The organism is Proteus sp. TJ1640, from assembly GCF_003144445.1.
Taxonomy (GTDB): domain Bacteria; phylum Pseudomonadota; class Gammaproteobacteria; order Enterobacterales; family Enterobacteriaceae; genus Proteus; species Proteus penneri.
The window spans coordinates 329,156-346,218 of sequence record NZ_PENY01000021.1 but is presented as its reverse complement, the minus strand read 5'-3'; the positions used below and the strand labels follow the sequence as shown (position 1 = coordinate 346,218).

At 37.0% G+C, this 17,063-nt stretch carries 13 protein-coding genes and 1 tRNA gene; 5 read left to right on the top strand and 9 right to left on the bottom strand.

What is annotated here, in order from left to right:
* Positions 1 to 80 precede the first annotated feature (80 nt).
* Both aroC and prmB read right to left on the bottom strand, forming a co-directional pair.
* On the bottom strand, positions 81 to 1,166 hold the full coding sequence (gene aroC / locus DK861_RS09065) for a chorismate synthase (protein WP_109399877.1): 1,086 nt from the start codon (positions 1,164 to 1,166) through the stop codon (positions 81 to 83).
* Positions 1,167 to 1,250: 84 nt separating this feature from the next.
* Entirely contained in the window at positions 1,251 to 2,183 is a 933-nt protein-coding gene (gene prmB / locus DK861_RS09060) for a 50S ribosomal protein L3 N(5)-glutamine methyltransferase (protein WP_109399876.1), read from the bottom strand.
* Between the two features lie 382 nt (positions 2,184 to 2,565).
* Between prmB and DK861_RS09055 the strand changes: the two genes are divergently transcribed.
* Positions 2,566 to 3,120, top strand: a complete 555-nt coding sequence (locus DK861_RS09055) for a DNA starvation/stationary phase protection protein (RefSeq protein ID WP_072063209.1) — start codon at positions 2,566 to 2,568, stop codon at positions 3,118 to 3,120.
* A gap of 152 nt (positions 3,121 to 3,272) precedes the next feature.
* Positions 3,273 to 3,815: an endonuclease SmrB gene (gene smrB, locus DK861_RS09050; protein WP_109399875.1), complete on the top strand. Its 543-nt coding sequence runs from the start codon at positions 3,273 to 3,275 to the stop codon at positions 3,813 to 3,815.
* An 85-nt stretch (positions 3,816 to 3,900) separates the two neighbouring features.
* Here smrB and sixA read toward each other — a convergent pair whose 3' ends face one another.
* The 4 genes from sixA to DK861_RS09030 form a co-directional block, all read right to left on the bottom strand.
* On the bottom strand, positions 3,901 to 4,374 hold the full coding sequence (gene sixA, locus DK861_RS09045) for a phosphohistidine phosphatase SixA (RefSeq protein ID WP_109399874.1): 474 nt from the start codon (positions 4,372 to 4,374) through the stop codon (positions 3,901 to 3,903).
* Positions 4,375 to 4,760: 386 nt separating this feature from the next.
* Positions 4,761 to 6,923 carry a fatty acid oxidation complex subunit alpha FadJ gene (fadJ, locus tag DK861_RS09040; protein WP_109399921.1) on the bottom strand — a complete coding sequence of 721 codons (2,163 nt, stop codon included), beginning with the start codon at positions 6,921 to 6,923 and terminating at the stop codon, positions 4,761 to 4,763.
* Positions 6,920 to 8,224 (bottom strand): acetyl-CoA C-acyltransferase FadI, encoded by a 1,305-nt coding sequence (gene fadI, locus DK861_RS09035; protein ID WP_006533377.1) that lies wholly within the window; start codon positions 8,222 to 8,224, stop codon positions 6,920 to 6,922. Before fadI ends, fadJ begins: the two co-directional genes overlap by 4 nt.
* A gap of 235 nt (positions 8,225 to 8,459) precedes the next feature.
* A complete protein-coding gene (locus tag DK861_RS09030; protein ID WP_006533378.1) occupies positions 8,460 to 8,756 on the bottom strand; it encodes a YfcZ/YiiS family protein in 297 nt (98 codons plus the stop codon).
* Positions 8,757 to 9,102: 346 nt separating this feature from the next.
* On the opposite strand from DK861_RS09030, the gene fadL reads away from it, so the two are divergent.
* Positions 9,103 to 10,413, top strand: coding sequence for a long-chain fatty acid transporter FadL (gene fadL / locus DK861_RS09025; RefSeq protein WP_109399873.1), 1,311 nt, complete (start codon positions 9,103 to 9,105; stop codon positions 10,411 to 10,413).
* A gap of 85 nt (positions 10,414 to 10,498) precedes the next feature.
* Here fadL and mlaA read toward each other — a convergent pair whose 3' ends face one another.
* From mlaA to DK861_RS09010, 3 genes are all read right to left on the bottom strand, one after another.
* Positions 10,499 to 11,236: a phospholipid-binding lipoprotein MlaA gene (gene mlaA / locus DK861_RS09020; RefSeq protein ID WP_109399872.1), complete on the bottom strand. Its 738-nt coding sequence runs from the start codon at positions 11,234 to 11,236 to the stop codon at positions 10,499 to 10,501.
* A 707-nt stretch (positions 11,237 to 11,943) separates the two neighbouring features.
* Positions 11,944 to 12,018, bottom strand: a tRNA-Arg gene (locus DK861_RS09015).
* A gap of 193 nt (positions 12,019 to 12,211) precedes the next feature.
* Positions 12,212 to 12,988, bottom strand: coding sequence for a helix-turn-helix transcriptional regulator (locus DK861_RS09010; protein WP_109399871.1), 777 nt, complete (start codon positions 12,986 to 12,988; stop codon positions 12,212 to 12,214).
* A 104-nt stretch (positions 12,989 to 13,092) separates the two neighbouring features.
* Between DK861_RS09010 and DK861_RS09005 the strand changes: the two genes are divergently transcribed.
* A complete protein-coding gene (locus DK861_RS09005) occupies positions 13,093 to 13,896 on the top strand; it encodes a sulfite exporter TauE/SafE family protein (protein WP_109399870.1) in 804 nt (267 codons plus the stop codon).
* Between the two features lie 874 nt (positions 13,897 to 14,770).
* Positions 14,771 to 17,050: a thiosulfate reductase PhsA gene (gene phsA / locus DK861_RS09000; protein WP_109399869.1), complete on the top strand. Its 2,280-nt coding sequence runs from the start codon at positions 14,771 to 14,773 to the stop codon at positions 17,048 to 17,050.
* Positions 17,051 to 17,063 lie beyond the last annotated feature (13 nt).

Below are 17,063 nucleotides of genomic sequence, written 5' to 3'. Positions count from 1 at the left end.
AATAAAATTAGGCGCTCACACCTTTAAAGCTAACATGAAACTTACAATAGTTTATCGACTTCGTTATTGACTTAGAATGATTACCATTGCATTAGTGGAGGTACAACATCACCACATTGACCACGTTGGCGCAATGTATGATCGAGTAATACAATTGCCATCATTGCTTCTGCAATAGGGATAGCGCGTATTCCCACACAAGGATCGTGACGACCTTTGGTTATCATATCAACTTCTTCACCATCACGATTAATCGTTTTACCTGCAATAGTAATACTAGACGTTGGTTTTAAAGCAATATGAGCGACAATTGGCTGACCACTGCTAATTCCACCTAAAATGCCACCTGCATGATTACTGGTAAAACCATTCTTAGTGAGTTCATCTCTATTTTCAGTACCTTTTAATGTTACAACACCGAAACCATCACCAATTTCAATTCCTTTAACAGCATTGATACTCATTAATGCGTGCGCTAAATCTGCATCTAGTCTGTCAAAAACAGGTTCACCCAATCCTACTGGCACCCCTTCTGCCACCACAGTCACTTTTGCGCCAATCGAGTTGCCCTCTTTTTTCAATGCGCGCATATATTCATCTAGCGCATCTAAACGCGAAGGATCAGGACAGAAAAATGGATTACTTTCGACAATAGACCAATCAACAAGCTCACACGTAATTGGCCCTAATTGAGATAGGTAACCTCGAACTTCGATACCCAATTTCTCTTTTAGATATTTTTTTGCAATTGCGCCAGCGGCAACACGCATTGCTGTCTCACGAGCAGAAGAGCGTCCACCACCACGATAATCACGTAAACCATATTTTTGTTCGTAGGTATAATCAGCATGACCAGGGCGAAAAACATCTTTGATTTCACTGTAATCTTGAGAACGTTGATCCGTGTTTTCAATCAGTAAACCAATGCTTGTTCCTGTTGTAACACCATTGAATACACCTGATAAAATACGAACTTGATCAGGTTCACGGCGTTGCGTGGTATAACGTGATGTTCCGGGTCTACGTCTATCTAAATCAACTTGTAAGTCGGCTTCAGTTAAAGGTAATCCAGGAGGTACACCATCAACAATGCAACCTAATGCAATACCATGAGACTCACCAAAAGTTGTGACTCTGAATAATTGTCCGATACTGTTTCCTGCCATCCCTTTATTCCTATCTTTTACTGTGTGATGTTATCAATATGTTATTTTCAATAAATAACAATCTACCGTCTCATTACTGTTACATCAACGTTTATCAATAGAAAAACACGCTGAATATTCGACGAGCTGTTCACGAGTCAGCATAAAGACACCGATTCCACCATTTTCAAACTCAAGCCATGTAAATGGAACCTCGGGAAATTGCTCTATAAGGTGAACCATACTATTACCCACTTCACACACTAAAATACCTTTTTCACTCAGATATTCAGGGGCCTTTAGTAAAATTTGTCTTGTAATATCTAGGCCATCAATACCCGAAGCTAATGCTAATTCAGGTTCAACTTGGTATTCATCAGGTAAATCACCCATATCTTCGATATCAACATACGGAGGATTTGTCACAATAATATCGTAAGGCGTTGGGACAAGAGCGTTAAATAAATCTGATTGCATTGGATAAACACGATGCACTAACCCGTGGTTTTCGATATTAAATTCAGCTACTTCCAGTGCATCTTCAGAAATATCAACTGCATCGACTTCCGCCTCTTCAAACTCATGAGCACAAGCAATCGCAATACAGCCACTACCCGTGCATAAGTCGAGAATACGTGTTGGCTCTTGCTGAATTAAACCATCAAAATGGTTATTGATTAGTTCACCAATAGGAGAGCGAGGGATAAGAACACGTTCATCAACATAAAATTCGTGACCACAGAACCAAGCGCTATGAGTTAAATAAGGAACAGGGATCTTTTGCTCAATTCGGCTTTCAATAAGGGTAATGATTTCCAGTTTTTCAGAAGTTGTTAATTTAGTCGATAACAGCACATCTGGAATATCTAAAGGAAGTGCGATAGTTGGCAATACAAGCTGCAATGCTTCATCCCATGCGTTATCTGTGCCATGACCATAATAAATATCAGATGAATTAAACTGACTCATAGCCCAACGTAGCATATCTAGGATCGTGCTCAAATCAGCAACTGCTTCCTCTTTTAGTGTTATATCCAAAATGGTTGTCCTCTGAAGAAATGGAAAGTCTGTAGTTTGCCATGAAGATAATGATAAATCAGCGCTAAGAAATAAAAAAAGGAAACATTACTAAATAATTCTCTCATCCCCCAATACTACAAAAGGACATCTAAATAAAGTCATATAAACTAAATAAAAACAATCAAGCAAAATTAAAAATTATCAAATTATCAAAACAAAGAATATTTGTTTAATTTTTTGACTTTAGCTAGAAATAATGAAAAAGGGGATCATACTTAAAATCATAAATTTATTATTGAGCAGAAAATAAATTACATCAAAAAATATTCATTCTCTACTTGTTATTTTCTTGATTAGATTGCTCTCTCAATAATCTTTCTTTGATTTTTAGGAGATAAGAATGAGTAATAAAAAATTAACCCAGTCTGAAGTTAATGATGCACATAAACTCCAAACTCGTTCTCTAACAACCCCCACAGACCTAACCCCTAAAGCAACAAAAGAGGTCGGTGCTGCAATGAATGCAATTTTAGCTGATGTTTTTGCATTGTATTTAAAAACAAAAAATTTCCACTGGCACGTAAGTGGCCCTCATTTCCGTGATTACCACCTAATGTTAGATGAGCAAGGTGACCAATTATTTGCAATGACTGATCCTATCGCAGAGCGTGTCCGTAAAATTGGTGGTATGACATTGCGTTCTATTAGTCAGATTTCAAAAATGCAACGTATTAAAGATAATAATGCAGAATTTGTCGAACCTTTAGATATGCTTGCTGAATTATGCCAAGATAACCAATCACTTGCAGCCGAATTAAGAAATGCGCATGTGGTGTGTGATGAAAATAATGATATATCTACTGCAAGTTTAATTGAAAATTGGATTGATGAAACTGAACGTCGTACATGGTTTTTATTTGAAGCCTGCCGACGTGCTGAAACCTCAGGCCATTAATTCATCTATTTGCTAGCTATGTGACTATTTCGGCAGGGTAAATTCCCTGCTTTTTTTTATGTTAAATTTATAACCTATACTTTTTTATCTCTGACACTATTTCATGTACTATTGCCTTATAAAAACAGTAACACTATGAAGAATCGTAAAAAATGAATAAAAAATTTTCATTACCACCTTCTGAAATTGAGTTATTTCAGGAGATGATAAAAGGCACTAAGAAATTACCTCAAGATAAAATACTTCATTCACCAAAACGTAAGAAAGTGACACACTACACTGTTGAACGTCTTCAACAAGAACAAGTTGATGCCTCTTATTATTTTTCAGATGAATTTCAACCTAACTTAGCAACAGAAGGCCCAATGCGCTATTTAAGAGAAGGCGCTAATGCTTATGAATTAAAAAAACTACGTCGTGGCGATTATACACCTGAATTTTTTCTAGATTTACATGGATTAACACAGCTAATTGCAAAACAAGAGATTGGCGCATTGATTGCAGCATGTAGACGAGAACATGTTTATTGTGCCTGTATTATGCATGGGCATGGCAAACATATTTTAAAACAGCAAACACCACTTTGGTTAGCGCAACACCCTGATGTTATTGCTTTTCATCAAGCCCCAAAAGAATGGGGAGGTGATGCTGCATTATTAGTTTTAGTAGAAAACGACGATCTTGCTCGCCGCTAAACCAAAACTCTATTGCATTAACCCTTAAATCACCTATCGGGTGAAATAAGGTGTTAATTACTTACTCAGCTAATTCATTTAAATTTTATTTCAATGTCGAAGGTGATACTTGCCATAACAACGCCCCTGAACCTTTTGATAAATCAAAATCAACACAAGCAATGGTTGATGTTGAAAACATAGGAGCACATACCGCCGGACAAAGTTCAGCAACAACATAGCCAACCAAAGGTAAGTGAGAAATAACAAGAATATTTTTATATCCTGTATCCCCCAAGGCACGTAAGTAATGTGCAATATGTGAAGGATTTCCTCCGGGGATAAGTCCATCATCAGTTTCTATTTTACTAGGTAGTGCTAAATCGACTTTTACTGCTTCCAATGTCTGTTGAGCACGTAAATAAGGGCTGACTAAAACATAATCGATAGTATGTCCCTGCTTTGTCATCCATTCAGCCATTTTTATTGATTCATTTTTTCCACGATCAGTCAGTGGTCTTAGTGCATCGCTGGCAGCATCAATGGCTGCTTCTCCGTGGCGCATAATAAAAATTTGCATAATAAATTATTAAACCTATTTTATTTTTGTAATTACTGGTATTTACACTTTTAAGATACTTAATTTAAATCAATTTAAATCAATATATCCCCATCTAAAATCTTCAATACCCTAATTGCAATAGCATTACTGATCTTTTTAAGATCATACCGTTGGTTTGCAAATTAACATCATTTTTAGAATCTTATTCTAAACAGCTTCGTTTTTAAATTTATGTTCGAATAATCATTTTGCCATATCTGGCTATCATTGACACTTTCGACCTCTTTTTCTATTAAAAATTCATCAATTATTAATCTGACGCAAAAAACACAAGAAAAAAGGCGCCTAAGCGCCTCAATCAAAACAAATGTCACAAAAGGAAAAAGCAATGGTAAGCGATGATATTAATCGTAAAAACGTTCATTTCGTTTAGCCATTTCAACTAAACGTTCACAAGGGCGAAATTTTTCTCCATATTTATCGGCAAGTTGATTAAGCTTTTCTGTCACCTTTGTTGTTCCCATACTGTCCATATAACGGAATGGGCCACCAAAAAAAGGAGGGAAACCGATACCAAATACAGCCCCTATATCACCATCTCGTGGTTGCTTTATAATATTTTCATCTAAACAACGAACTGCTTCATTTAGCATTAATAATAAACAACGTTCTGTAATTTCAGAGAAAGAGTGTTGTTTTTTAGGCTTAATTTGTAATAGTCGATATATCGTTGGATCAGGCTGTTTTTTGTTTTTACCTAATGAGAAAGGTAATGCATGTTTTGCATAAAGATAAAAACCTCGTCCATTTTTACGGCCTTTTCTATCATCAGCAATAATGGCATCAACAGCAGGAGGAGAAGCAAATCTTTCACCAAATGCATTTACTAATATCGGCGTTATTTTTGTACCGATATCAATACCTACTTCATCTAATAACTGAATAGGCCCTACAGGGAAACCAAACTGAACAAGTGCTTTATCAATATTTTCAATAGGTTCTCCTTGTACTAAGCATGTCAATGCTTCACTAATATAAGGAGCCAGAATACGGTTAACATAGAATCCAGGTTTATCACCAACAACTATTGCAACTTTACCCTGTTTTTTAGCAAAAGCGACTGTTGTAGCAATGGTTTTTTCATCCGTACTTCCATGTGGAATAACTTCAACCAAAGGCATTTTTTCCACTGGACTGAAATAGTGAAGTCCGATCACTTTTTCTGGGTATTTTGCTGTTTCAGCAATTTTATGAATAGGAAGCGAAGAGGTATTTGAAGCAAAAATAATTTTACCTTTACCTACTTCTTCAATATCTGCAACCATCTTTTGTTTTAAAGCCAAATCTTCAAAAACCGCTTCAACAACAATGTTTGATTGATGAAAACCGCTGTAATCTAAAGAGCCAGAGAGCAGCCCCATTTGGCGCTGACGTTCGCGTGCAGATAATCTTTTTTTACTCATTTTAGCTGAAAGCGCTTTCCAACTATAATTGAGTGCCTGAGCAATTCCCTTATCGCTGATATCTTTAATTCTTGCTGGTAAATTACCTTTTGTCGCTGTAACAAAGGCAATCCCTCCCCCCATTAATCCACCACCTAAAATACCGATATGGTGTAAATTATCTGGCTTTTCAGATGATCCTGTTTCATTTTTAAGTGCCGTAGAAGCAAAAAAGAGATGCCTTAATGCAGATGAAACTGGAGTCATAGCGAGTTCACCAAACGCATTAGCCTCTTCTTTAAACCCTGTTTGTATATCCTTTTCAAGACCTCGTTCTATAACATGAAGAATACGCTCAGCTGCTGGGTAGTGGCCTTTTGTCTTTGCTAATGTGCGTTTTTTAGCTTGCCCAAACAGTATATTTCTCCCTAAAGTTGTGTTTGCCCAGAAACGATCCATCATCGAATGCTTTCTCTGCTCTTTTTTACCCGATAAAATCCATTTAGCAGCAACTTCTAATAAAATATCTTGTGAAACAACATCATTTACAAGGCCTAATTTTAAGGCTCTTTTCGCATTAACTTGTCTACCCGTTAATATCATATCTAACGCGGATGTCACACCAATAAGACGGGGCAAACGTTGAGTTCCGCCAGAACCCGGCAGTAATCCAAGTTGCACTTCAGGAAGCCCTAAACGCGTTTTGTTATTATCAGAACAAATTCGCCCATGACAAGCTAAGGCCAATTCAAGCCCTCCACCAAGACATGCGCCATTGATAGCGGCCACAACAGGTAATGGATAATTTTCGAGTTGGGTAAAAAGGTCTTGCCCTGCTTTTGCGAGTGCACTCGCCTCTTCTTTAGTTTGACAACCCGCAATCATGGAGATATCCGCACCTGCAATAAAACTATCTGCCTTACCTGATGTGATAATTAATCCTTTTACACCAGAATGTTGTTGCGCTTGTTTCAAAACATCTTGGAACTGCTGTACAAATTCTGCTTTTAGTGTATTTACTTTTTCACCAACAACATCAATGGTGATAACACCTACTTTGTCATTACGAACTGAGAATTGAAAAACAGATGATTTTTCTAGTGTGGTTTGTTGTTGTTCCATTATTCCACCTCCAAAATCATCGCAGCACCCAATCCACCCGCTGCGCAAGCAGTGGTCAACCCAAACCCTCCACCTCGTCGTTTAAGCTCATGGAGTGTCTGTGTGACCATTCTTGCACCAGTTGCAGCAAATGGATGTCCATAAGCAATAGAACCACCTAGCACATTAAACTTATCCATATCCACTTCTCCAATCGCCTTGGATAATCCTAGTTGCTCTTTAGCAAACCGCTCACTACCAAACAGTGTCAAATTACTGAGTGTTTGTGCAGCAAAAGCTTCATGCATATCAATTAACGTTAAATCACTTAATGCAAGACCTGCGCGAGAAAGTGCCAGTGGTGTGGCATATGATGGCCCCAATAGCATATCTTTCCAGACATCTGTCGCTGTAAAAGCATAACTGCGCAAATAACCTAAAGGTTGATAGCCAAGACTTTTAGCAACAGATTCTTTCATCATTAATACAGCGGCTGCACCATCGGTTAATGGCGTACTGTTTGCGGCAGTGACACTACCATGGCGGCGATCAAAAGCAGGTTTTAACTTGGCGTAAGAATCAAGAACGGAATTTTTACGAATATTGTTATCTTGATGGAAACCTTCTTTGTAAGGCGGGAAAAAAGCGGTCATCACCTCATTATCTAGTTTTCCCATTTCCCATGCTTTAGTTGCTAATTGATGAGAACGATGCGCTAATTCATCTTGAGCAACTCTGGAAATATGATAAGTCTTTGCCATTTGTTCTGCCGTATCTCCCATACGTAATCCAGTTGAGTATTCAGCAACGGCTGGTGCTACAGGAAGGAGATCACGAAATCGTAATTGGCTTAAATAACTTAATCGTTGACCTAATGATTTGGCTTTATTAAGGCTTAATAAAACATCAGCAAGTTTTTTACTCACACCAATAGGCAACACTGAAGACGAATCTGCACCACCAGCAATACCAACAGATACGTGCCCAGCCATCATACTTTCAGCAATATTAGCTATCGCCTGAAAGCTTGTTGCACATGCTCTTGTTACACTATAAGCATCCGTTTTTACACTTAATCCTGCGCCAAGCACAATTTCTCTGGCAATATTCGGTGCTTCTGGCATTTGAACCACTTGTCCGAAAACAAGTTGATCAATAATTTCAGGAGGAATTTCATTGCGAGTTACTAATTCTTGAACCACTGAACGCCCTAATTCAACCGCAGGTATTCCTCGATACGCAGTCGCTTGTTTAGCAAAAGGTAAGCGTAGCCCGCTGACAATAGCGATGCGATCTTTCATAGCACTGTTCGTTGATGACTTCATAACGGCTCCTGACAAAATGATTTCCTAGCACCAAAGAGGTCTGACCTGATAATAGTGTTAACAAAAAATTCACTTTTCAGAAACGTTATTTTACAAGAAGTGGGAGTTAGCGCTCAATATTTCGATGAAATGTCTGAAACTTAACAATAATGATAGAAAAAGATAATAACGTGATGAAGGGATATAAAAAAGGCTGTTGAATTTCAACAGCCTTAAATCTATTTATTTCAGTGGATTAACGTAATCCCAACTGAAAGATTAAGTTTTCTGCTTCACAAGAGAATGTAAAATCAGCGGTAAGTTGAACACCACCATCAACATCAGCAAATTGTTGATTAATTTTGCAAGGCTCTGAAGCGATAGATTGTGCTTTTGCACTAAGTTGATCTAACATTGCTTGCGCTTGTACTTTATCAGCGAAGACATGCTGATATGACGCTGTGCAATTCTTATTGTCAATAATAGTACCCACATCTACACAACAGCAAGCAGCGGTTTCTTCTGCACTACAACGATTAATTGCGTCTGCCATTTTAGTCTCCCAACGAAAGAAATGTTAATTATCTATCATAATCGTAAAAAAATAAAATAAACTGCTTTAGCTCAAATTTTATTACAATTTTACAAAAATAATTGATTATTCTGTTTATTTAACAATCAAAAACACCTTTATCGGAATGTTTTGTGAAAAATATGTTAAGCAAATCCCAAATATTGAATCTAATTGGCAATATTTGTAAAACATACTTGCAACATTTAGGGTAATCAACTTTATACTTAATCAACTGGTCTGATTTGTCATAACGACAACCGCACCTAAAATCCAGCGCTTCTAATCAGAAGTTACTAACTTAAAAAAAATTATGAGGGTTTAGGTCATGAACCGTAAAAACCTGTTTACTCGCACAGCACTAGCTGCCTTGGTAGGTGTTATCTCCTCTCAAGCAGGCGCTGCCGGTTTTCAGTTAAATGAATATTCTACTTCAGCACTAGGGCGTGCATTTTCAGGAGAAGGCGTTATTGCCGATGACGCAAGCGTAGGTAGCCGTAACCCAGCTGCACTTACCATGTTCGATCGCCCTGAATTCTCTGTTGGTGCTATCCATATTAACCCAAGTGTTGACATTAAAGGTAATTCACCTATTGGTGCTCATGCTAGCACTAACGCTGACGATATCGCACCAAGCGCATTAGTCCCTAATATCCACTTTGTAGCACCAATTAATGATAAATGGGCGATTGGGGCATCAGGTACAACAAACTTTGGTTTAGCCACTGATTTTAAAAAGGATTATACTGCTGGCCTTATTGGTGGTAAAACCGATTTAAAAACCATGAACTTAAACTTAAGTGCAGGTTACCGTGTGAATAATCATTTTAGCGTAGGTTTAGGGTTAAATGCTCTTTACGCTGATGCTGAAATCACGCGTCATGCTGGTGAATTACCAGGAATGATTGGTCTTCCAGTATCACCTTCAGCACGCGTAGCCCAACTTAAAGGTGATGCATGGGGCTTTGGCTGGAATGCTGGCTTACTGTATGAGTTTGATGAAGACAATCGTGTAAGTTTTACTTATCGCTCTAAAGTAAAAGTGAAATTTAAAGACGGTGAGTTCCAAAGTGATTTAAAAACAATCCCTCTTCCTGGCGGTAATTCTATTATTGGAACAGAAGGTGGAACCATTAAAGGCAAACTTGATCTTAACTTGCCTGAAATTTGGGAATTTGCTGCTTATCATCGTGTAGCACCAAAATGGGCTGTTCATTATAACTTTGCTTACACAAGCTGGAGTGAATTTAAAGAATTGAGAGCCACACGTAAGAGCGATGGTCAACAACTCTTCAAGAAAGAAGAAGGCTTCCGAGATGCATGGCGAGTGGCTTTAGGAACAACCTATTATCACGATGATAACTGGACATTCCGTACCGGTATCGCTTTCGATGATAGTCCAGTTCCAGCTGATAAACGCTCTATTTCCATTCCTGACCAAGATCGCTTCTGGTTAAGTGCTGGGGCGACTTATGCATTTAACAAAGATATGTCTGTTGATGTGGGCTTAGCGTATATGCACGGTAAAAAAGTCACAATCAAAGAGAAATTATCTGAAGAATTACCATTACCTGCTTACGAATTTGAATCATCAGGTAAAGCATGGTTATACGGTATGAACTTTAACTACCGTTTCTAACTGTTACGCTATATCGCTTTTATACAAAAAATGGTCTTTTTTAAGACCATTTTTTATTTATTCACCAAGCTAAAAAGATAATTCACTAATCAATGGAATCCAAATCATCTTCAATGGCTTTCGCATTAGGATTTTCTTTTACTGTGCCCGCTTGGAAGTCATTACTTTGGAAATAGGCTTCACGCATCATTAAATAAGGATCAGATGAATTTTGTAAAATAGCATCAGAGTCGAGCAATTGCGCTCGTGTTTCAATGCCTTCTAATGCCCACTTACCCGCTGACATCCAAAACGTTAAATAGCTCAACATAGGGTAGGTTAAATCAGCCCAATCACCACCCTCTTCACGGACAGTAAAGCTACCATAGCCTGGTACAACAACATAAGGGCCATAATCCATACCATAATGACCTAACGTACTACCAAATCGCATTGGTACTTCCTTTTCCATCGTTTCTTTGGACATACCAGCAACATCAATTAAACCACCCATACCAAAGACGGTGTTGATCCAAAATCGACCAAAATGTTTTGCACCCTTTTCAAAATCACCACGTAATATGCTGTTCACCATACTTGCAGGCTCTTCTAAATTACCTAAAAAGTTAGATAAGCCATTTCTTGCTGGTGGTGGCACATAATCACGCCAAACAACGGCAACTGGACGTAAAATATAGGGATCTAATACATAGTAGTTAAAATCAAACATCTGGCGGTTAAACCCTTCTAATGGGTCAGAACGCCCCTCCCCATTATTAGAGGTGCTTGCACATCCTGAAAGTAAGGCAACTGAAAGAGCAACACCGCACAGGCGATACTTCATAATGTTCTCCGCTAATTATCTTATGATGAGCAGCATCATAATTCGCATATTCATAAATTCTAGACATAATACTGTCAATGCATAATAAGTGGTACTTTTATTAGGTTTTGATCTTATAAGATTATTCGGTTTTTGTGATTATCTTATCGAGCTAATTTAAAATATTAACCCTATATTATGGACAAATATAAAAATATTCGATGTTATGTAATTAGATTCTACTTTCAATACATCAATATCTGCTAATGATTTTAACCATTGTCGCTACTTCAGTGTATTAGCAGGAAAATCTATAATAATGGTATTTCCAGCGTTAAGAAGAACTGCAATATGTTCACTTAATACACTCTTCACTAAATCACTTTTTTCAATATAGTCAGCCACTGTCTTTATTTGATTTAGGTAAAACCACGAGAGCCATTCATCTTTATTGATTAATACCGCCCTGAGTGATTTTAAACTTGATCAAAATTTTCAGGAGGGATAAAGATATCAATTGGTCTAGCATTACACATCATCAACAGAAAATAAGTAATAAATAAAAACTTTAAATATCAAATGTTATTAATTAACTTTATATTCATATAAAAACCTGTATTTATTATCGATTATTGAACAAGTGAGTGAAATAATGACGATAATAGATAGCGTGAACTGATAAAAACAGCTCTAGGAAGAATGTCTAGATTTATAGCATGGGTAATAGATGGCGTTCCCTACAGGGATCGAACCTGTAACTAGCCCTTAGGAGGGGCTTGTTATATCCATTTAACTAAGGGAACGTATGTAGAAAAATCAAATGTAACTTATGGACGGCCTACATTTTACCTCCCTCGCTCTCTATTAATCAAGTTTTAACGCACTGATATTGGAAGGAATTTTTTTGTTTCTTTTTTGAACAATGCAATTTAACTTAAAAATCACCTAATATATAAGAATCAATGATTATATTTTTGCTTACATATGTCTATTTTATTAAAACTCTTTCAATTGTTTTAAAAATAATTTAGGTGAATACCCCATCTCTTTATTAAACATCGCACTAAAGGCGCTAGGATTTTCATAACCCAGCTCTAAAGCAACTTTAGTGACCGAATCACCTTTTTTTAAAGCAGTCAACGCATACATTAAACACGCTTTTTGACGCCAATCTCGAAAAGAAAGACCGGTTTCTTTATGAAAAAAACGGGTAAAAGTACGTGGGCTTTTATTTAATTTTTCAGCCCACATTTCTGGTCTAGTGCGAATATTGGGTTGTGACATAAATTCAGTACACAATTCATCTAATAAAGCATGTTGTGGTAATGGCGTAAAATAAGGTAACGGTTTTGCCTGAGCTAATTCATGACAAAGCAAAGTTAATAATGCACTATCTCGTCCACCTAAATCATAAAGTAAAGGAAGCTCATTAGCTGAAAGTAATAGCTGATGAAGCAGAGGTGAAACTTGTAAAACTTCACAATATTCTGAGTGACGAGGAATTTTATTAGGCTCAATATAGAGACTATAAGTGCTACTCCCCAACATTAGCACTTGATGTACTTTTTCTGCTGGGATCCACACGCCACTGTAAGGTAATACAATCCATTGACCATCTTCTGTTTTAACTTTCATTACCCCATTAGGGGCATATAAAAATTGTGCTCGTCGATGATAATGGGATTCAAGAAATGTGTCATAAGGATAATCAGAGCCTAATGCTAAAATATCGCGAGGAAGATTATCCACACAATTGATATCGATATTACGCATAATCTTTAAATTGTCCTAAATTCGTATAAAGTTGTCATTATCACGTGGGTAAGACATCACTTTATTCTATATCGTTAATCTCCTGACTCAACAGGAGATTTGAAATGACACTTTGGCTGATTTCTTTTGGTCTAATTTCAGGCATTACAACATGGTTATTTGGCTTTGGTGGCGGCTTTGTCACTGTTCCCTTACTCTATACACTTATTCTGACACTCTGGGGAATAGACAGTTTACCTGCTGAGCATGCTATGCAAATCGCCGTTGCTACTTCTGCATTAATTATGTTGTTTTCTGCAACAGTCACAACCATTAAGCACCATAAAGCAAAAAGGCTTGATTGGAATATCATGTCCATACTGTTTATTGGTATCGCTTTTGGTGGGATCTTAGGTGCTCTTCTCGCCTTAACGGTTGAAGGTACGTGGATCAAATGGATCTTTATTGGTTATCTTTTTATCGCTATTTTAGACTGCTACTTTCGCCCCGGTTTTATAGCTCCTACTCACAATACAAAAAAAGTGACCAAAGCAAAAGAAAGTATTAATGGTACCGTAATTGGTATTATTGCTGCTTTTCTAGGAGTTGGTGGAAGCGTGATGACAGTACCTTTATTGCGCCGTAGAGGAACACCGATGACACAATCAGCAGCAATGGCAAATGTATTAACCTTACCTTTAGCACTCACAGCAACATTCACTTACGTTGCCCTTTCTTTTATGTCACCTTTAAATGGTGAATCTGGTTTCATTGGTTATATTTGGCTAAAAGCTGCACTTATTCTGATTTGTAGCACTTGGGTTGGTTTGAAGATCTCTGAACGTTTTTTATCTCGTATTCCCGACAAATGGCATGCAAGAATTTATCCTCTATTACTGAGTCTTGTTTTAATTGTCATGCTGTTTTAAATCCTTTCTTCTATATAAAAGTTCCAAAGACAACAAACAACGAAAAAACAATAATGACTACATATAAAATGGTGGCTTTAAATGTTCAAAAAAGTCACCATGTCTTTAACATTTCACTCCATCTTTTTCCTACACGTCTCCATTTAGCATTAATGCTATTAAGACACTTAAAACAAAATATATCTCTTTTTGACAATCACGACACAGTTCCATAACGATTAATATCATTAATTAATATTTAAACATAATGAATAATAATTTATAAATTGTCTCGTGCTTAATATCAGCCTGATCACATTTAACCGAGCATTTTTTCGTACCATGCATCACTGATTTATTTTTCTATTTTATTTATATCTATTATCAAAATAATAAGTTAGCTATTTTTCATAAGAGGATAATTTATGAAAAAACTAAATTTAAATAGTATCAAAAGTATTATTTATCGTTATTTTTAAATAACAAGTTAATTACAATATAACCAACACTCGATATATAATAAATTATATATCGATAGGTTTTTTTGTCAAATCTTAATTATTATTAATAATATATTTAAAATACACTTTAACAAAATAGATTAATACCATAAGTTGGTGAATTTAAAAGAACAATATATAACTACCATATCTATAAAAAACCTCTATTCCTTCTCCGAAACTTTATTACAGCATTTGATAGAAGAAAATAATTATCATTTAATTTTGTCTATTTTAGTTAATTTATTTAGTGATATTTATTAACTTATTATTCTCTATTATTTATTATTTACAACTAAGTCATCACTTATGGATTAATAAAATGGAGACACCTTCAAATATTTATTTAACCGTCCGTATATAATATTTAGCTATAAGAAGAAACTGGAGGTTATATGAGTATTAGTCGTCGTTCTTTCATTAAGGGGATGGGAATAGGATGTGTGGGTTGTACCGTAAGTAGTTTACCACCAGGTGCACTTGCATTTAATCCTGTAGATTCTCTTAAGGGTCAGTCAAAATTAACACCTAGCCTGTGTGAAATGTGTTCTTATCGTTGTCCAATAGAAGCTCAGGTTGTTAACAACAAGACTGTTTTTATCCAAGGAAATAGAAATGCTGAACACCAAAGTAGCCGAGTTTGTGCAAGAGGTGGCAGTGGTGTTAGCCTAGTTAATGACCCAAACCGCATTGTCAAACCTATGAAACGCAAAGGTCCAAGAGGCGCGGGTGAATGGGAAGTGATAAGTTGGGAACAAGCTTATAGCGAAATCGCCGAAAAAATGAATGCCATAAAGCAAAACTATGGCGCAGAAAGCATCTCTTTCTCCTCAAAATCCGGATCGCTCTCATCTCATCTTTTCCATTTAGCGGCTGCATTTGGCTCCCCCAATACGTTTACACACGCATCAACATGCCCTGCAGGTAAAGCCATTGCAGCATCTGTTATGATGGGTGGCGATCTTAAAATGGATCTCGCAAATTCAAAATATATTATCTCTTTTGGTCATAACCTTTATGAAGGTATTGAAGTTGCAGAAACTCATGAGTTAATGACAGCACAAGAACGTGGTGCGAAATTAGTCAGCTTTGATCCTCGTTTATCTGTTGTTTCAAGTAAAGCTGATGAGTGGTACGCGATCCGCCCAGGCGGGGATTTACCTGTTCTAATGGCAATGTGTCATATATTAATTAAAGAAGATCTCTACGATAAAGATTTCATTGAGAAATTTACGGTAGGTTTCCCACAATTAAAAGAAGTTCTACAAGATACAACCCCTGAATGGGCTCAATCTCATTCTGATGTTCCAGCTAACGATATTGTTCGCATTGCTCGTGAGATTGCATCCCAAGCACCTCATGCACTGATTATGCCTGGTCACCGCGCAACCTTTAATAAAGAAGAAATTAATATGCGCAGAATGATCTTCACCTTCAATGCATTGCTCGGTAACTTTGAACGTGAAGGTGGCATGTATCAGAAAAAAGCAGCATCAAAATACAATAAACTCGCGGGTATTAATGTTGCGCCTGAACTCGCTAAACCAAGCGTTAAGGGAATGCCAGAAATTACAGCAAAACGTATTGATGCTACTGCACCTCAATTTAAATATATCAATAAAGGTGGTGGTATCGTTCAATCTATTATTGATTCAACATTAAACGGTGTGCCATATCAAACCAGAGCATGGATTATGTCTCGCCATAACCCATTCCAAACAGTAAGTTGTCGCCCTGAGCTAGAAAAAACCGCACAGAAATTAGACTTAATTGTTAGCTGTGATGTTTATTTAAGCGAAAGTGCCGCTTATGCCGATTATCTATTACCTGAAACAACTTATTTAGAACGTGATGAAGAGATTTCTGATGTTTCAGGTTTAAATCCAGCTTATGCATTACGCCAGCAAGTTGTCGAGCCAATTGGTGATACAAAACCAAGCTGGTTAATTTGGATGGAATTAGGGAAAAAACTGGGATTAGCTCAATATTTCCCATGGGAAAATATGGGTGTTCGTCAGCTATATCAAGTCAATGGTGATGAAGCACTGTATAAGGAAATCCATAAAAAAGGCTACTTGTCCTATGGTCTCCCATTACTTTTACGTGAGCCTTCTTATGTAGAAGCTTTTGTTGAGCAATATCCTGATGCTATCAAGCATGTTGATGGCAATAATATGATGGAAAAATCACTGTCATTTAAATCACCGAGTGGCTTAATTGAAATCTACTCTGAGGAACTAGAAAGCCGTTTAGAAAACTACGGTATTCCACGCTTCCACAACTTCCCATTAAAAGAAAAAGACGAGCTTTATTTTATTCAAGGCAAAGTCGCCGTTCACACTAATGGTGCAACACAATACGTACCATTATTAGCTGAATTAATGTGGAAAAACCCTGTTTGGCTTCACCCTGAAACAGCTAAAAATCATGGCATTAAACATGGTGATGAAATCATTCTAGAAAACAGTATCGGTAAAGAAAAAGCACATGCTCTGATCACTGAAGGCATTCGCCCTGACACTGTATTTGTTTATATGGGATCAGGTGCAAAAGCAGGTGCGAAAACAGCTGCGACAACGACAGGCATTCACTGTGGCAATTTATTACATCATGAGATTAGCCCTGTATCAGGTACTGATGTGCATACATCAGGTGTCAAAATTAGTCGGGCTTAAGGAAAAAAATAAC